Annotated in this window: 9 protein-coding genes; 3 read left to right on the plus strand and 6 right to left on the minus strand. The window is 66.5% G+C overall.

Annotation, left to right across the window (positions count from 1 at the left end; genetic code table 11):
• Positions 1-224 precede the first annotated feature (224 nt).
• Complete coding sequence (locus AC3ERT_RS34430; RefSeq protein ID WP_435178911.1) at positions 225-3,152, minus strand: PKD domain-containing protein; 2,928 nt, start codon at positions 3,150-3,152, stop codon at positions 225-227.
• A 1,809-nt stretch (positions 3,153-4,961) separates the two neighbouring features.
• Here AC3ERT_RS34430 and AC3ERT_RS34435 point away from each other — a divergent pair.
• The 3 genes from AC3ERT_RS34435 to AC3ERT_RS34445 all read left to right on the plus strand — a co-directional run bounded on the left by AC3ERT_RS34435 (position 4,962) and on the right by AC3ERT_RS34445 (position 9,319).
• Complete coding sequence (locus AC3ERT_RS34435) at positions 4,962-6,599, plus strand: hypothetical protein (protein WP_435178913.1); 1,638 nt, start codon at positions 4,962-4,964, stop codon at positions 6,597-6,599.
• On the plus strand, positions 6,596-8,977 hold the full coding sequence (locus AC3ERT_RS34440; protein WP_435178915.1) for a tetratricopeptide repeat protein: 2,382 nt from the start codon (positions 6,596-6,598) through the stop codon (positions 8,975-8,977). The genes AC3ERT_RS34435 and AC3ERT_RS34440 overlap by 4 nt, the downstream gene beginning before the upstream one ends.
• 171 nt (positions 8,978-9,148) lie before the next feature.
• A complete protein-coding gene (locus AC3ERT_RS34445) occupies positions 9,149-9,319 on the plus strand; it encodes a hypothetical protein (RefSeq protein WP_488180753.1) in 171 nt (56 codons plus the stop codon).
• A 209-nt stretch (positions 9,320-9,528) separates the two neighbouring features.
• On the opposite strand, the gene AC3ERT_RS34450 is transcribed toward AC3ERT_RS34445, so the two are convergent.
• From AC3ERT_RS34450 to AC3ERT_RS34470, 5 genes are all read right to left on the minus strand, one after another.
• The gene (locus AC3ERT_RS34450; RefSeq protein WP_435178967.1) at positions 9,529-10,755 is read right to left on the minus strand and encodes an IS701 family transposase; all 1,227 of its coding nucleotides are present in this window, start codon (positions 10,753-10,755) and stop codon (positions 9,529-9,531) included.
• A gap of 365 nt (positions 10,756-11,120) precedes the next feature.
• Positions 11,121-12,491 carry an SNIPE associated domain-containing protein gene (locus AC3ERT_RS34455; protein WP_435178919.1) on the minus strand — a complete coding sequence of 457 codons (1,371 nt, stop codon included), beginning with the start codon at positions 12,489-12,491 and terminating at the stop codon, positions 11,121-11,123.
• A 2-nt stretch (positions 12,492-12,493) separates the two neighbouring features.
• Positions 12,494-13,774, minus strand: a complete 1,281-nt coding sequence (locus tag AC3ERT_RS34460; RefSeq protein ID WP_435178921.1) for a hypothetical protein — start codon at positions 13,772-13,774, stop codon at positions 12,494-12,496.
• A gap of 710 nt (positions 13,775-14,484) precedes the next feature.
• The gene (locus AC3ERT_RS34465; RefSeq protein WP_435178923.1) at positions 14,485-15,225 is read right to left on the minus strand and encodes a hypothetical protein; all 741 of its coding nucleotides are present in this window, start codon (positions 15,223-15,225) and stop codon (positions 14,485-14,487) included.
• Positions 15,226-15,514: 289 nt separating this feature from the next.
• On the minus strand, positions 15,515-16,432 hold the full coding sequence (locus AC3ERT_RS34470) for a restriction endonuclease (RefSeq protein ID WP_435178925.1): 918 nt from the start codon (positions 16,430-16,432) through the stop codon (positions 15,515-15,517).
• Positions 16,433-16,659 lie beyond the last annotated feature (227 nt).

Below are 16,659 nucleotides of genomic sequence, written 5' to 3' on the forward strand. Positions count from 1 at the left end.
GGCCGCGGAGCGGTCGGGGGCCACGTTTCGGCTGGTGGGCCGGTGCGGAGGATACGAGATTCGAACTCGTGAGGGGTTGCCCCCAACACGCTTTCCAACGGATCGTTTTGGTATCCGGGGAGGAGCGAGGGTGCCCTGACCCGCGACGGAGTTGCTGCTCAGCCAAGCCGTGGACGGCCCCGGACCTGGCTGAACGAGACCAGGACTGAGACCAGAGGCGTTGCCTAGTCGCGCGGGTCGTCGTAGTAGTAGCCGGACAGGTCGGCGATGAGGTCCACGGAACTCGGTCCGCTGTTATAGAGGTCGATGGCGCCGTTCGCGCCGACGGGCACGATGGCGGCGTTGGCGGTGGTCTGTCCGGCGCGGTAGTTGACGCTGGAGGAGTTCGGGAGGGCGGTGCCGTCGGGGTAGGCGATGATGTGGCCGGTGCCGGTCTGGTGGGTGACGGTGAGGTTGAGGGCAGCCGCGGTGACTCCGGTGGCGGGGAGCCCGTTGGCGCCGGCGAGGACGAGCCGTACGGTTCCCTTGGCGGGGACCTCGGCGATCCTGCCCGCGGTGCCGGCGCCGGTTCGGGTGTCGAGCACGCGTACCTGGGACGGCGTGGGCACGATGACGGCGGCGGTGCCGTACTGGTGGTAGTAGCCGACGACGTCGGCGAAGAGGTCGGCGGCGGCCGTGCTGCCGTTGTTGACGACGATCTTTCCGTCGGTCAGCGGTACCACCGCGAGGTTCGACGCAGTCTGGCCGGTGGCCCAGTTGAGGTTCGAGGTGCTCGGGTATGTCGTTCCGTGCGGGTAGGCCGTCAGGTGACCGGCGGCTTTGGTGTCGGTGGCGGCGAGGTTGAGCACCACGGCCGCGGCGTTGGACGGTACCCCTGCGATGCCGGCCGCCTTGAAGGTCACGTTGCCCTTGCTTGCCACCGCGCCCTTGGCCGCTCCCGTGCCGACGCGGGTGTCGAGTATGCGCGCCGGGGAGACGGGGGAATACGTGTCCCCCGTCCGCACGGAGCCGGCCGTCGCGCCGGCCTCAACGCCGAACTGGTCGAGGACGAGGTCGATGCTTTTGGCGCTGCTGTTGTAGAAGTCGACCTTCCCGTCCGGACCCGGGGCGGCCAGGACGGTGTTGGCCGTGTTCTGTCCCGCGGGGAAGTTCAGTACGGACGACTGCGGCCGGGTGGTGCCGTGCGGGTAGACCGACAGGACGCCTCCGGCCTTGGCGCCTGTCACCGTGGCCGTGAGGTAGAAGCCGTGCACGGTGGCGTCGTCGGGCAGGGCGAACTCGTCGCGGGAGAGCGTCAGGGTGCCGTGTGCCGGGATCGGGTTCGCGATGGTGCGGCTGTCGTAGATCCGCACCGGCGTCTGCGGCACGACGACATCGCCGACCGTGTACGTGGTGGATGCCGTCGCGGTGCGGTCGAGCAGGTCGGTCGTGGTGACGGTGGCGGTGTAGGTGCCGGGAGCGGTGTACCTGTGGGTGTCGGGCTGGCGAGCCTCGCTCCCGGTGAGGGTCACGGGCGCGGTGCCGTCGCCGAAGTCGTAGGTGGCCTGCGCCACCTGCCAGGCGCCCGAACCGAAGGACGGCGTGACCGTGACGCTCCCGGAGTCGTAGACGTTCGCGTCGTCCAGCCTGGGGCCGATGGTGTAGTCCCACGCGAGGGACACCGACGGTGTCAGGGGTGTGCCGATGACCACCTGCTGTGTGTCCTGTCTGCGCAGGCCGTCGCTGTTGGTGGCGGTGACGGTCGCCGTGTACGTGCCGGGCACGGTGAACTGGTGCGACGCGGTGCCGTCGGTGACGGGCTGGGCGCCGTCGCCTTCGCCGAAGTCGACGGCGGTGCTGACGTCCTCGCCCCAGCTGTCCTGCGTCCTTACCCCGACGGTGACAGTGCACGGCGCCGGACACCTCGCGTCGACCGGTGTGTAGGTCGGCGAGACGATCAGCGTGCTCTGCGTCTCGACGGCGCCGCGGTCCATCGTTCCGGTTCCGGTCCCGCTGTCGGGGACTTCGGGGTCGTCGATCGCGCGGGAGTAGCCGAGGAAGTCGAGCGGGGTGATGCCGGGGGCGCTCGTGTCCGCGGAGTCGATCAGCGGTGACCCGGCGGGGGGCGTGTACCAGGCGTTCGGCGCGTCTGTGAAGTCCAGGTCGTGGGCGCCGAGCCCGGGTACCGCGGCGCCGAACGCGGCGGCGGTCGCGTAGTCCGTGCCGGCCCAGGAGTAGGCGGGCCGTTTCGGAGCTCTGTTCGCCGGTGTGTTCACCGTGTCCACCGCGTTGTAGCCGCCCCGCACGGTGTCGACCGTGTCCGCGGCCACCGACAGCAGCGGGGTGACGGTGCAGTTGTCTTCTCCCGTCCCCATGGACCGCAGCGCGTTGTCCGTCACCGTCGCCGTGGTGGCGCCGTCCAGGAGGATGCCCGTGGCGCAGGGATTCTCCTCGACGGTGTTGCCGGTGAGCACCAGCCCGACGGCTCCCGTGGCCCGGATGCCCCCGCGCGTGTCGGCGTTCAGGGCGTTGGTGGCGACCGTGACGTCACGGGCACCGGCTTCCACGATCACGCCGATGCCGTGATCGGTACTGGTCTTGCTCCGGGTGATCGACACGTCCGAGGAGGAGCCGTCGACACGGAACGACGCGGTAGGGCCCGCGGGTGACTGCGGCGTCATGACCAGACGGCTGACCGAATCCCCGGTGAGTGCGATCCGTTGAGAGCCCAGCACGGCCACGCCGTCGGTCCCCGCTTCGTCGCTGACGCCCAAAGCGGCGATGGTGACGTCATGGACGCCAGACAAGGTGAGGGCGGGGGCAGAACCCTTGCTCACATCGAGGACTGCGTGGATGTCCCTGGCGTTGCTGCCGGTACCGGTGAAGGTGATCGGAGCGTCGGGCGTGCCCGACCGGGTGATGGACACCGGGCCGCTGTACTCGCCCGGAGCGATGTGCACCGTCTGCCCTGGCGAGACGACGTCGGCCGCTTCCTGGACCGTGCAGAACGGCACCGTCTGCGTACCGGGTCCGCTCACACTGCACCCGTCGGCCTCGGCTACGTACAGGCTGGCCGGCGCACTGTCGGCCGCCGCGCCCGCCAACGGCGCCAGTCCGCCCGCGACACCCGCCAGCACGGCCGCGCACACCAGGGCTCTTCGCCGGAATTCCATTTGTCCCCACCCCAAACGCTGCTCCACGTCCCTGAACGGGGACTCGCGACCGGATCGTACGCGACGCCTGGTCAGCCGGTACACGGGAATACGGTCGGTGTTGTGCACGGTGGTGACCCCGGACATGCGACTGTCGAGTGCGGTCCCTGGGGGAACCAACGGGGGCTCGACTCGATCCAGCGGGATTCGACACGGCTCTGGCCTGGCGCTGGAGCGTATGCGACCGCTCGGTGAACGCCTTTGGCCCCAGGCAAATGGCGCTGGCGATGGGCTCGACTTGAAGAAGCCGCCGCCGGCAGCGACGTTGAGTGAGTCCACGTGGACCTGCGGTGTTGTTTCGGTGGTACGAGTCCCGGGATATCGTCTGCGGCCTTCGCCCGGACGAGTGGCGGAGGGTGCAGACGCGCGACGCCGCAGGCGGGCGGGCCGGGCGACCAGCCGCCCGCCTGCGGCGGGCTGCTTCGTGACGTGGCTTCTGCGCCGTGCGGACGAGCCGCCCGTGCGGGCGACCTTCCCTTCGGGGGACAGGTACCCGTGGCGCCGGGCTTCACCGGCAAGCCGTTCCGGGTGTAGCCGACGGGGGTTCAGGAGATGGACTTGACCGCCTCGATAGTGACATCGGCGGCTTCCCGGGACTGGGAGATGGCTATCGAGTGGGAGCCTCCGTCGAGAACGGTCGTCTTCGCGCGGATTCGTTCAGCGGTCGCCTTCTGGATACTCGGGGCTGATGGCGTTGTGCGCGCTCGGGGCGACCCACCAGGTGGGCAGGCTTCCAACCGGACTCGACCGACAGCGGCTCACCGAACGCGCCGGCGGAGGCGGGACGCTGGTTAGCGGCCCCTGCCGCAGCCTCTTCGTCGGTGACGTCGGCGGCGAACACCGAGCGGTACTTGTCCACCCGCAGAGGGTTCTGTCCGGCTCGGCGCGGACTCGCAGCTTGTCGGCGACGCGTTCGACGTCGACGGAGCGGTGGCTTTGATGAGGATGACGTCGCCTGGGGGCATGAGTGGGACGAGGGCACCGAGGAGGGCATCATCGCCATTCCTGGAACCCTGCGAGGCCTGCGCCGCCGAACCGTTCATGCCTGAGCACCCGCGTCGGCAGTGGGCAGCCTGCGCCCCTGACTTCTGGCGCGCCGGGACGGGCGGATACCTGCTTTTCTGGCTCCTGACCGTCAGCGCCGGCGAACCCGGATATCTACAGCCACAACGACCACAACATCACTAGGACGCGGGCGTGCCCCGAGTGCGCTGGCGAGGTTGTGTTCCTTTCCGTCGTCTTCGTCCATGTGTGTCACATGCCAGTATGGGACCGTCCATTTTAGAAGGGATGCACAGATTCATCCGGAGCTGGTGTGGCCGATCTTGACGGCTGTCTTCGGCGCGTTGTCGAGTGAGGTACTTGGACTGCCACAGTGTGGTCGCTCCGCCGAGCTTTCCCCCGCGGACTGCGTGCACGGCGAAGCTGATCGGCTGGACGCCCGTCGATACGGCTATCGAGTCAGACACGGCCCGCCCCCTACGCCGGTGGCTGCATACGGGATGTTCCCCTGCGTCACACGCCGTATCGATGGGGTCCATCAACGGCCACTCGCCTGATCAATGGTGAATACACCAGAACCGCAACCGCCGCGCCGATTTCGTGCCGGTTCGGGCTTGTACCACTGCCGTGCCCTGCCCTGTGACGACGTCAGCCCTTGCTGCTCTGCCGTGGCCGCCGCGGTCAGATCGATCGCACCGTTGATTGAGACTTCCAGGGAACGGCGGTTTCGTCCGGCGCAGTGCGTCATCCTGTGGCGTAGGAGGCGATATGGGCAGGGCGTCGAGGAAGAAGCAGAAACAGCGGGTACGGAGCGCGGCGTCGGACCCCTCGGGCGGAAGCCCGGGGGTTGGTGAACCGCGCGCACTCGGCGAAGCGGCCCTCGGGCGGCTGTTGTGCTTGAACGCACCGGGGAAACTCAGCCTGGCTGGTGCCTATGCGTTCGGTTATGCGGAGCTGGGATGCGCCCAGCGGGAGGGGACTGGTCCGAGGTGGTACCAGGCGATCGACCCACTAGACGCGCTCTTCCTGGGAACGGTTTGGCCTGCGAGATTTCGGGACGAGTTCGAGTTCGCCAACGCGCGTGACGCGTGGCTCCGACTCCTGCGCGGCACCGTGCACGGGAAGGGCGTACAGCGCTTCGTACAAGAAGTCGTCTCGGCCAGCGAAGAACTGGGGCTTCCGGTAGATGATGGGGAACTGATGCTGGCGCTCACGGGCAGGCTCGAAGTAGCCGGACTCGATCAGAGCCGCCTGCCCCGGCGGCTGCTCCCTGCGACAGCCCTCCAAGGCTGCCGCGCGCTCCATGGGCCGTCTTTGGACTTGCAGCTTCCCGAACCGCCGGGGGACGCGAAGAAGCTGGTCAAGCGATTCTGGAAGGATGCGGCGGAGGAGACTTGGGCTGACGACACGCCGTGTGCCGTTCTCCGCGATGGGCTGCGCCGGTTCGAAGACACTGGGCTGCCGGTGAAAGAGGAACCCGCGACGTTACTGCCGGCGTTGTACGCAGTGCTCCTGACGAAGCCGGGTGAGCCGCTGTCGGACATGGGTGAACACGCCACGGCGTGGGCTCTCTCCCTGGACGAGAAGTCGATGCTGGTGCCGGTGCTCGACGTCCTACTGGTCGCCCCCGAGCTGGAGATGTCCGCCGCCGACACCCTTGGGTACCTCTTCGCATTGCCTGCGTTCACCGAGTCGATCTCCTCGGATGCCCTGCTGTGGACCAGCTCTCCCGGTCTCGCGCTGCCGCGCCTGGCCTTCGAACTGGGTATTCCCAAGGTGTCCACACTGGGCGCAGAGTTCACCCCGGACCTGCTGGACTGGGCGGGTATGCGTAGCAGAATGCACCTGAGTGCCGCCGTTCGGGGGAGCGCCGCCGATCTCGCGGAGACGGACGGTGCCGACCACGTGGACGGCACCCAGGAGGAGTCGGACGAGCGATGGGCCGAACGGCGTGCGGCGGTACTGGACAAGGTCTGCAAGAAGTCTGGCAGGACCGCCGCCGCGCACCGCCGGTTCGACCGTCCTGTCGAGCGAATCTGGAACGCGGATGGCAGTTCTGTAGTTCGGTTCTCGACCGACACCCCGCATGGACAGAAGCTGTGTGAAGGCATGGAACGTCAAACGGACGCTTTCAGGAAAAAGTTCGGCCGTGAGCCGGGAGCGGACGACCCGCTGTTCTTCGACCCGGACGCCGACGAACCCACTCCTCTCACCAAGGAGTATTTCGACGGCATGATGCTGGACATGGTGGAGCGTGCGGAAGAGATGGGCATCGACCCCGCATTCCTCCATGCCTGGCGCGAGGTCGGATATGTGGTCACCGAGGAGAACAGGAGCATGTTCACCACTGCCGAAGTTCTTGCCTTCAGCAGGGCCGTCGATCGGCACAGGCACGGCGACGAATGACAGACAGCACCGAGAACCACATCGGCGGAGGGGTTTTCTTCGGTGTCGTCATCCAGGGGCGGGCCGTCACTCTGGCACTCCCGGACCGCCCGGACCCGGCGCTCGCCGGGCTTCCCCGGCAGTCGGTGCCCTTCGCGGGCCGACGCCCCCAGCTGGAGCAAGTACTCGCAGCCCTGGCACCGGGAGCACCGGATGGCACGGTTGGCACTGCGCTGGTGTCCGGGCTCGCCGGGGTGGGCAAGACCGAGCTCGTGCTACAGGCCGCGCATCGGGCGCTGCGGGAAGAAGGCTGGTTCCCTGGCGGGGCTATTTTCGTTGATCTTCACGGATATGACGCAGAGCGCAAGGTGTCGCCGAAGCGTGCGCTCAGCGTCCTCCTGCGGGCGCTCGGCATCCCCCCGGAACATATCCCTCCCGGGATCGAGGACCGCGCACGCATCTACCGCTCCGCGCTCGGCGCATTGGCCGCCGCTGGGCGACGGGTGCTCGTGGTCCTGGATGATGTACCGGCCACTGGAAAGATCCGCCATCTCCTGCCGGGTGACGGGAGCACGGCCACACTCGTGTCTTCGCGGCATTCCCTCACGGAGCTGGATGCACTTGCCCTGACCTTGCGAGAGCTGCCCGCAGACGAGGGGAGGGAACTGCTGGACGAAGCCCTCCGGACGGCTTTGCCCAAGGACTCGCGGATCGCCGATGAGACCGATGACGCCGACCGGCTCGTGGCGTTGTGCGGCGGCCTGCCGCTGGCCCTACGCATTCTGGCGTCCTTGCTCGCGGACGTGCCGTCCCGGCGCTTGTCCCAGCTCCGCCGAGACCTTGAGGACGCGCATTCCCGACTCGGCGTGCTGAGCCGGGAGAAGCGCGCCGTGACCGCAGCCTTCGACCTGTCCTACCGAAAGCTCACCAAGGAGCAGGCGAAGCTCTTTCGGCTGATGTCTCTGCATCCGGCACCGGAGTTCTCTACCGAGGCCGCCGCCCAGCTGTACGGCGAGAGCAGTAAGAAAACCGAACGGCTGTTGCTGGATCTGGCCCGTCGGTACATGGTCGAGCCGCGAGAACCGTACGGCCGCTGGCAGCAGCACAGTCTCGTACGCGTCTACTCCCGGGACCAGCTCACGTCGGGCAACGACTCGTGGGGCGAGAGCCTCATGCGACTGCTTGTTCATATTCACCAGACGGCCTCCCTGGCATGCGAAAGGCTCTTCGCCCCAGTGGCACCGCGACCCGAGGGGGAGCCCGAGCCGCTCTTCCCCGATCGAGCCTCGGCGCTGCAGTGGCTGGAGACCGAGCGACCCACCCTGGTCGCGGCCGCCAGGTGGGCTCACGCGGCCGAGGACGACCTGATGTGCGTGGCCTTGGCCGTGCCCGTCGCGCAATTCCTGGTGGAGGCACGATATTTGGACGATGCCCAGTCGGTGCTGGTGATGGGAATCCGGTCGGCCCGAAGGCGAGAGGACAGCTTTCGTGAAGCGTCTCTTCTGAGCTCTCTCGGAGAGGTGTTTCGAAACATGCGTAAATTGCGCAAATCAGTCCGTATGTACCACCGAGTCATCAAGATCTGCAGGACACTGAGGAAGCGTCGAGCCCTGGCCTGCGCGCTGAACAACCTCGGACTGTCGCTCCACGAGCAGCGCAAGTTCGAGCAGGCCGTGGCGGCTCACAACCAAGCGGCGCGGCTGTTCAAACCTGCCGGTGACAGGGTCGGAGTGGGGCGTGCTCTGAGCAACACCGCCGAGTCACTGACCGAGCTGGGCCGTCTGCAGGAGGCTTCGCGTACCTTCCGCAAGGCTGCGAAGATCTTCCGGAAAGAGGGCGATTTACGCAGTTACGCCCAAGCCCTGGGCGGCCTCGCCAGGGCGACGAGTGATGACGGGAAAGCCGAGCAGGCCCTGGAACTGCATAAGCGTGCGCTCGACATGACCGACGGTCTGCTCATGTATCATGAGAAGGCAGTTGAGTTGTCCAACTTCGCTAGTGCGCTGAGCGTGGTCGGGGAGTTCGACGCGGCTCTCGCCGCACAGCAGGAAGCGCTGAGCACTTTCCGGCAGTTGGCCGACTGCCGCAGTGAAGCGATGACTTTGGGCAATATGGCACTAGTGCGCCAGCGCCAGGGCAAGTGGAACAAGGCCGTACGGCTGCACACCCTGGCCCTGGAGGCATTTCTCGAAGTCAAGGACGATCACGGTCTGGCAGCCGAGCTCAGTGGTCTCGCGTCTGCACTTCTCCAGGTGGGCCGCAACACCGAGGCCCTGGAGAACCTGGAACTCGCCGCCGATCTGTATCACCGAATCGGTGATAAGGAGAGCGCTGTTGCCGCGCTCGAAGCCATCGACCGGATGCGAGGACGGTACGGGGCGGTGGTGCGATCCCGTTGAAATCCGGATCGATTGGACATGACGGAAAGTCGGATGTTGGCATGTTTGGAAGGGTGTTTCGTACGTGAACGGCTGCTCATCGCCCAACGCGATCTTCTCGGTCGAGCAGAATCATTTCCAGACGAAAAAGCGCGTCAGCGCAGCGAGGAGAGCATGCGGAGGATGGTCGCCATGGCGCTGGCCGCCGCGCTGAACGTTCTGTGCCGCGACGAGCCCGAGGCGATCGCCGCCGATGCACGTGACCTCTTTCGCGGAATTTCCAGGTTCGTCGATTACCCTGGCCTGGGAGACGGTGAGGGCGGGATGAGGTTGTCCATCCGGGAAGTGCGGAGGCTCCAATAGTATAGGCAGATGGAAATGGTCCTCCGGAAAATTCCCCGACCAGTCTCCTCCTAATACTCCAGTCGCAGTTTGCTATCACCGCTGGTCAGGTGCGCCTTTCTGAGTGTATTGGGCTGACGTGCCGTCAGGTGCGGGCAGTTCGTGACCTCGGGTGCGGTAATGGCAGCGGCGCGCGGTGGCCTGGTGGCGGCGTCGCCATCTGGACCAGCTCATCGCGTGAGCGGTGATGTGGAGGTGTGCCGGTGAAGCGGAGCAAGCTGCCAGGAGTCGCCGTATCTCTGCCACGGTGAGCGGGACGAGGTGGCCGGAACCGTTTCTGCTGCCCCCCTTGCGCCAGCCTGGGCGGCGGTGGCGGCGAGGAAGGCGTGGGCGAGCATGGCCAACGTGATGTGCCGGTACCAGCCCGGGTAGCGGCGGACTTCGTACTGGTCCAGGCCGCATTCGTTCTTGGCTGCCTGGAAGGCTTCCTCGATCGCCCACCGGGTTCCGGCGATGCGCACCAGGTCGGCGACGCTGGTGCCGGCGGGTGCGTAGGCTAGGTAGTAGGCGATCTCGTCGGGGCGGGCCAGGCTGCGGCGGGCCAGGACCCATCGGTGGTGGGTGGGGTGATCGCCGTCGAAATCGTCGACCGCGGGCAGACGGGCTGCGGCCCAGTCGTAGACACGATTGCCCTTCGCGCCCTGGCCGCAGGAGTGGCGTTCCCATACCTCGTCGGGGGCCTGGGCGATGGCGAAGTCGATGCGGCCCATGCCGCGGACGTGCTGGGACTTCGGCACCGCCAGGACGTAGCCCACGCCGGTCTCCTCCAGCATGTGGCGGAAGCGCCATTCCTGGCCGTAGGCGGAATCGGCGCTCACCCAGGCGATGGGCAGGGGCGAGGCCAGTGCCCGCATCACCATGGCTTTCGCCAGGTCGCCCTTGGTGGCGAACTCCCGCTCGGCGGGGATCTTCGCCGCGGCGCAGCGGTCCGGGTCGCTGGTCCAGGACTTCGGCAGGTACAGATCCCGGTCCACCAGCGCCCGTCCCTTCGGCGAGGCATAGGCGGCGAAGACGCCTATCTGGCAGTTCTCGGTGCGTCCCGCGGTGCCGGAGTATTGCCGCTGCACCCCGGCCGAGGTCACGCCCTTCTTGATGAACCCGGTGTCGTCGATGATCAGCACACCGCCCGGACCGCCGAGCGTCTCGGCAACGTATTCCTGCAGGTCATCACGTATCTCGTCGGGGTCCCAGCAGGCCCGGCCCAGCAGGTGCTGCAAGCCGGCCGGATTACTGTGGCCGACGTACTCCGCCAGCTGCCAACCGTTTTTCCGGGCCACTGGCCCCAGCAGGCCACGCACGTAGGCGCGCATCCGCCGCCGCAGATCCACCCGCCCGAACCGGTGGCCGATGCGTACCAGCAGTTCTTCCAGCTCCGCCGACCAGACATCGGGCTGCACATCATCTTGCACGACAAGCACAACGGCCAACCGCACCCAAGGTCACGAACTGCCCGCACCTGACGGCACGTCGGCCCAGTACACTCAGAAAGGCGCACCTGACCAGCGGTGATAGCAAACTGCGACTGGAGTACTAGGGCGGGAAGGGGCCTGCTGATGCACCTCGGACCCCTCCGAACAGGGGTGAACGCAACCCAAACTGCAAACCTCCGGTCCTCCCCGTCCGGCCGAGCGTCGATCGGGAACGTACTCCCACCCGCCCGTTCCGCCTCGGAGGTTCGTGACCGTGAACTGTGAGACCGAGGCCGCCCACGTCCAGGGAAGTTCCTCCACGCCCGGACAGGGGTCGTTTACCGGGACCGCGTTCAGCTCTGCTGAGGCCAGCGGTTGCGGCTCTGGAAATACTCAAGCGCCGTGGGTTCCTCCGTGAACTCGAGCAGGCCGCCCACCTTGTCCGCCAGGAGTTCCCGGACTTCGGAGGGAGTGGCGAAGAAGAACTCGCGCCGCTGGTTGACGAAGTTGACGCGCCGGTCGGCGAACGCCTTGTGGAGTTGTGCCTCCAGAGTCACGGCGTCCTCGGAGAAGAACAAGGCATGGACGTCGTACCGGAACGGCACGGAAGCGTCACCAAGTTCCCGGACTCGGTCCATTGGATCGACGCGGCGGGTCATGCCAATCTTGACCATGTTCGGACCGAACGCTCCGACGTTGGAGATCACGTACACGTAGCCCGCCCGGATGTTCGCGATGCGGTAGTCGTTGGCCTTGATGGCCTCCTCGATGTCGGCGAGGCGGCTGGAGAGTTCCGTGGCGGCGGCGTTGTCACCCTTGGCGCGGAGGGATGCCAGGGCGCTGATGTAGTGGGCCCTTTCCTTCTCGAGTCGTTCCTTCTCGACGGCCAACTCTTGCTCTGCTCTGCGCTGTTCGCGGAGGAGCTGGCGTTCCTGGCGGGCGTGTTCGCGCTCCTCCTGAACTTTCATCTGGAAGTCGGCGGTCAGTTCGAGCTCGGTGACGCGCAGCGCGTGGTATTCGGGATTGATCCGCATCTCCATGATCGCCCCGAGCCTCTCGATCGCGGTGACCGCCGACTCCATCCGCTTCAGCGCAGTGCGCACGTTCCCCGACCGCAGCGAGCGGACACAGTTGTCGGCCTCGGCGTTGTAGGCCCGCAACATCAGCTTCGACAGGTCGCCAACCAGCTTCCGTCCCCGGGCCAGAGAACCGTCGAAGGTGAACATGTCGGCTGCGAGGATCGCGCGACCGCTCCTGACGGCTTCGTCGATCTTGCCTTCGAGACTGTGCAACCGGTCCTTGTAGGCCGCCGCGTTTTCCAAGGGATGGTGATAGCGATAGATGCCGACATCCTGCAGGGCGCGCTGATCGCTGAGGTCGACGATGTCGGTGCCACCTTGTGCGGCGCCGAGCGCTGCTTCGAGGTTGGCGATGCGGGCCAGCAGCGGCGCGGGATCGACTCTGTGGTGTGGTTGCGGAGTGGGTGGGTTGGCTGGGGCGGGCTCCTGCCGTGCTTCCGGCGCGCCCTGTGCCGATTGCGTGGGCACCCCGGTGGCCTGGCCGGTCCCGGGCTTGCTGGCATCGACGTCCGCATCCCTGTCGTCGGGCAGGAAGAGGCGCCAGCCGTGTGGCGGGGCTGGCCAGGCCGGGTCAGGGTTCCATCCTGGCGGGGGTGTCCAGCCTTCGGGCGGCGTGGGCCACCCTGGTGGTGGGTTGAAACGCATCGTCAATGTCCCCGAACGCGGACGCCGCGACTGGTGTCCGCCGGGAGCAGGTCGAACGGCGATTTTGACATTGCGGCACCGAGGTGCCCCAATGTGTCCTGGGGGACTACTTTGGTCAGGTCGAAGCTGTTGAAGGTCTCACGCTCCGCCGCCACGAAGACCAGCGGAACGGTGGTCGGGCGGCCAGTCGCAGTGTCGACCGTGTCGACGCCGACCGCCAGCGCGATCGAGTGGACCTTGCCAGCGCGGTCGGCCTCGAAGACCTCGTGCAGGCAGCGGACCGCGACCTGCCAGACCGCGTTCGCGTACCGCTCCTTCTTCTCGCGAACGGGCAGCTTGGTCGAAGTGATCTCGTCCTTCGCTTTCACGTACCGGTATGCCTTCACCGAAGACATGGACGAAGGCTCCGGAACACTGACTTCGAGCGAGAGTTCGCGGGACGCGAGGCTGAACACGTGGTTGTGCTCGATGGGGAAGACTTCGGGGTAGAGCGAGTTGGACAGCACGATGCCGACGTATTCCTGGATAGCGGATTCGACATCGAAGGCAAGACCGTTGATCAGCTTGGCGACCTCAGCGTTGTGATCCGACGCCTTGGCCTCGCGCTTCTCGCACTCCTGCTTGTACTTCTCCTCTGCCGCTGACAGTTCCGCCACACGCTTCTCTTCGGACTTATCACGCTGGGCCACCTTTTTGACGTAGCTGCTGTGGGCGGCGCCCCTGGCACGCTCCCAGTGGTGATGGGCGTCCGCAAAGGCGGTCCGGGCCTTCTCGACAGCCTGTTGGTGCCGCTTCTTGCCGCCGAGCATGGCGGAGAGCCCGCCGGGCGCGGGTGGCTCCTCGTACACGGGTTCAGGAACGTCGTCCGGTTTCGGAACCGCTGGGGCCGGATCGGCCAGTCGACCGGGTGCAAACGGAGGATGCTCGACTACCGAGATCTTCAGGGATTCGAGATCGACGTAGTCGTCCATCTCCAGGGCCCACGCGAGCAGACCGTCGATGTCGGCGAGGTCGCCGGCCAGGTTGGCGTTCATCGACTCGACCTCGGCGAGCCTGGACTCCACGTGGAGCCGTGCAGCCTCACGCTCCGCGGCCTTCTTCTCCACGGCGGAGGCGCGCGCCGCTGCTGCCTGCTCGCGCTCGTAGGCTTTCGACGCTCGTTCCGCCTGGCGTTGCGCCGCAAGGTGAGCGCGACGTGCAGCGGCCTCCTGCTGACGCCGACGCTTCTCCGTCTGCTGCGCCTGGTAGTTCAGCTCCGCGAAAAAGCCGCGGCGTTTCCCCATGACATCCCCCCACAGGAGTCGACACCCGAGGATGTGACCGTCGGTCCTTCACCGTAGCCATGATCGTTGTCGCTGGCGTAGGGAACCCGGGATTCCGGACGGACGTCCTCACCGATCCCACGCGGGTGACAAGGGGAACGAGAGCGGCGTCGTGGTTCTGGCAGCGTGCCCAGCGTTGCCAGCCCACGACGTGGTGTATCTAGCGAAGGACCGCCTGCGCGTGGTCTAGGAGTACGGATGCCGGGGCATACCGACGGCCGCCAGCCTGTGCAGGGCCGCGCCGCTGGCACCACCTCGAACGTCGAAGGGCCCCACCTTGCGGTAGGGCCCTTCGGACGTCGTGCCCGGTGAGGCACTGGCGGAGGATACGAGATTCGAACTCGTGAGGGGTTGCCCCCAACACGCTTTCCAACTCTCCGTTCCGGCGTACGCGGGGGTTCGTCACCGTTCTGAGCTGGGACGTAGCGGTGATCAGTACGTCCATCGGACGGTCTTGAACGCGAGCGAACGCAACCCGAACTGCAACCCTCCGGCGTGCGATGCGCGCCACCGCAAACCGGCACCAATAGGAAAACCGCCCACCGGCATAGGCTGCGCCACGGGTGTCGCCGTCCCCGCTGTGCCAGGCGTGCCCTGCTCGCCGAATCCCTCGCGCGAAAGGGTCTTCAGACTGCGACCAACTTCGATCGCCGATCCTGGTATCAGAATCGTCAGACCAGGTATTCGGAGAAGGCTGCCTCCAGTTGCGCGGCCGCGTCTTGATGGGCCCGAAGGTGGGGCTTCATCACCCACAGATCCTCGCGGAAGGGCTCGAAGCCCAAGGACTGCCAGGTACGTTGCACGCTGGCCTTTTCCCGTTCGACTCTCTGTTCGTCGTCGCGGTCGTCGAGGGGGATCTCGATCGGGAAGGGATGCGTGGCCACGAGGGCCGCGGAGCTTGCCAGCCAGCGCAGTGAGCGGGCGATCAGGAGTCGCCCGATACCGCCATGGCCGCGCCAGGCCGGCGCGAGGCGAACGCGGTCGATGATGACCACATGTGCGCCGACGATCAAGCCTTCCTCAAAATCGGGGTGGAGACCCATGTCTCCCGACGGATCGAACAGTCGGGCGAAGTGTTCGTAGTCGGATGATCTTGCGTCCAAGGAGTCGTAGATGCGGTCGATGCGCCCCAGGTCCAGTGTGAGCCCGGACATGGCGAAGACGGTCAGTTCTTCGCGTTCGCCCTGTGAACTCCGTGAGAGCGAGGCATCTGGAACGGACAGCCTGATGTTGTCAGCGACTGCGTCTTCGTCCTCCGGCTCCCATAACGGCAGCACGGCGTGGCATTGCCATTCCAATACTGCCGGTTCGTCGTCGGCGTCCATGGCGACAAGCGAGGTCTCGGAGTCGAAGCGCAAGCGGAGACGGGACAGATCTGAAGTGAGGCCCGGCCCGGAGAGTACGTCATCCATACCCGAACGTTAGCCAGTTCGGTCCTCTATCGGAGGTCAGTCTCTGAACGAGTGAGCGCGGCTCATTGTTGATGTGAGTGCCTGTGGCCGGCCTCGAACAGCTCGCACTCCTGCCAACCCCCGGTTGACCAGCAGATTCACCCGTCCCTACGACAGCATCACACCACCCGGAGCAGTGGAACCCGGCATCACCCCGAGACGACACTCGGGCCCCCGGCCTGCCTACCTCGGCCCACAGAACGAAAACGGTCCACCGACTCCGTCGGCGGACCGCCACGCAAGATCGAGGCTAGACGTAGCGGGGGAGGCGCTCGTAGTACCTGTAGTGGTCCGCGTCGTAGGCATCGTGACCCCGGTCGACCCTCCTGAAGACGACCTCGAAGTCGTCGAGCTGGCCGTCGTCGTAGGAAACCCCGCCGTCGCCAAGCTGCCGGAGCAGCATGGTCTCATCCATCGGCGGCTCGATCTCCTCACGCTGCCAGCTGCGGGGTCCGTAGAGGTAGTCGACGTACCAGACGAATCCGCCGTGCTTGTCGTCGTAGAACACGCCACGAGGGCGGATCTCATGGCCCACCGGCAACTCGATGGAGCCGACCCGATCCAGGCGCTCGGTGATGCTGTTGAGCTGGTACCCGAGTTTACTTCCGTGCCGGTTGGAGATGTGCAGGTAGAAGCCTCGAAGGATCCCGATGAACCGGTTCGGCTCGCCGGTGGCGAAGACTTTCCACCCGCTGGCCTCGGCGCTCACGGGGAAGAACCGCTGGGCCACCGCCCACCCCCGTGGACTGGTGAGCATGCGCTCGAGCTCCACCCCGTCCCAGACATGAGTGTGCACACCTTTGCCCCGCTCGATCGACTCCAAGCGGGAGACCAGGGCGCTCGAGGGCTGAGTGGAGCAGACGAGGAGGAAGCCGTCTGCTTCATGTTGGGCGACGGCGTCCACGATGCCGCCGACACTCCCGACATCCTCACCGCTCACCGCGCGTCCGGCGCCATCTTTGGCGTGACTCATGTGCTTGCATGAGACGACCCAGTTACGTGTTTTCGCCCCCAGCAGCACATCCCCTGACTCCTCCAGGAGAAGGTCGCGCCCGCCGTCTGCTCCTCGCCCCGACCACCTCGCTCGGTAGCCGAGGGCCAGAGCCAGTTCGCGAACCAGCTGCTCCAGGTCCTCGCCGTCTCGCGCCAATTCGTGAAAGTCGAGCATGGGTGCTCCCTGTCAGTAAAGTGAAGTGCTCACCTGCATGTTGCCGGTGCGTGCCGAAGCTGACAGGCCGGCTGACCGAGCGCGTCCGCCTTCCGGCGCCCGACGGATCCATCTGGGGCCCTCGGGCGCAGGCCCCGTGCCAGTGCTCAGGCCGCCGGCGGCTGAGGCCGCGAAGGGATGTCATCTGGAGTCAGCGACGAGTTGCCGCGACGTGACGTTGCCGGATT

This window comes from Actinacidiphila sp. bgisy145 (genome assembly GCF_057708125.1).

What these genes read in the sequence shown, in the direction of transcription:
- AC3ERT_RS34430 (WP_435178911.1), bottom strand. Translation starts at nt 3,152, where the DNA reads ATGGAATTCCGGCGAAGAGCCCTGGTGTGCGCGGCCGTGCTGGCGGGT.
- AC3ERT_RS34435 (WP_435178913.1), top strand. Translation starts at nt 4,962, where the DNA reads ATGGGCAGGGCGTCGAGGAAGAAGCAGAAACAGCGGGTACGGAGCGCG.
- AC3ERT_RS34440 (WP_435178915.1), top strand. Translation starts at nt 6,596, where the DNA reads ATGACAGACAGCACCGAGAACCACATCGGCGGAGGGGTTTTCTTCGGT.
- AC3ERT_RS34445 (WP_488180753.1), top strand. Translation starts at nt 9,149, where the DNA reads ATGGCGCTGGCCGCCGCGCTGAACGTTCTGTGCCGCGACGAGCCCGAG.
- AC3ERT_RS34455 (WP_435178919.1), bottom strand. Translation starts at nt 12,491, where the DNA reads ATGCGTTTCAACCCACCACCAGGGTGGCCCACGCCGCCCGAAGGCTGG.
- AC3ERT_RS34460 (WP_435178921.1), bottom strand. Translation starts at nt 13,774, where the DNA reads ATGGGGAAACGCCGCGGCTTTTTCGCGGAGCTGAACTACCAGGCGCAG.
- AC3ERT_RS34465 (WP_435178923.1), bottom strand. Translation starts at nt 15,225, where the DNA reads ATGGATGACGTACTCTCCGGGCCGGGCCTCACTTCAGATCTGTCCCGT.
- AC3ERT_RS34470 (WP_435178925.1), bottom strand. Translation starts at nt 16,432, where the DNA reads ATGCTCGACTTTCACGAATTGGCGCGAGACGGCGAGGACCTGGAGCAG.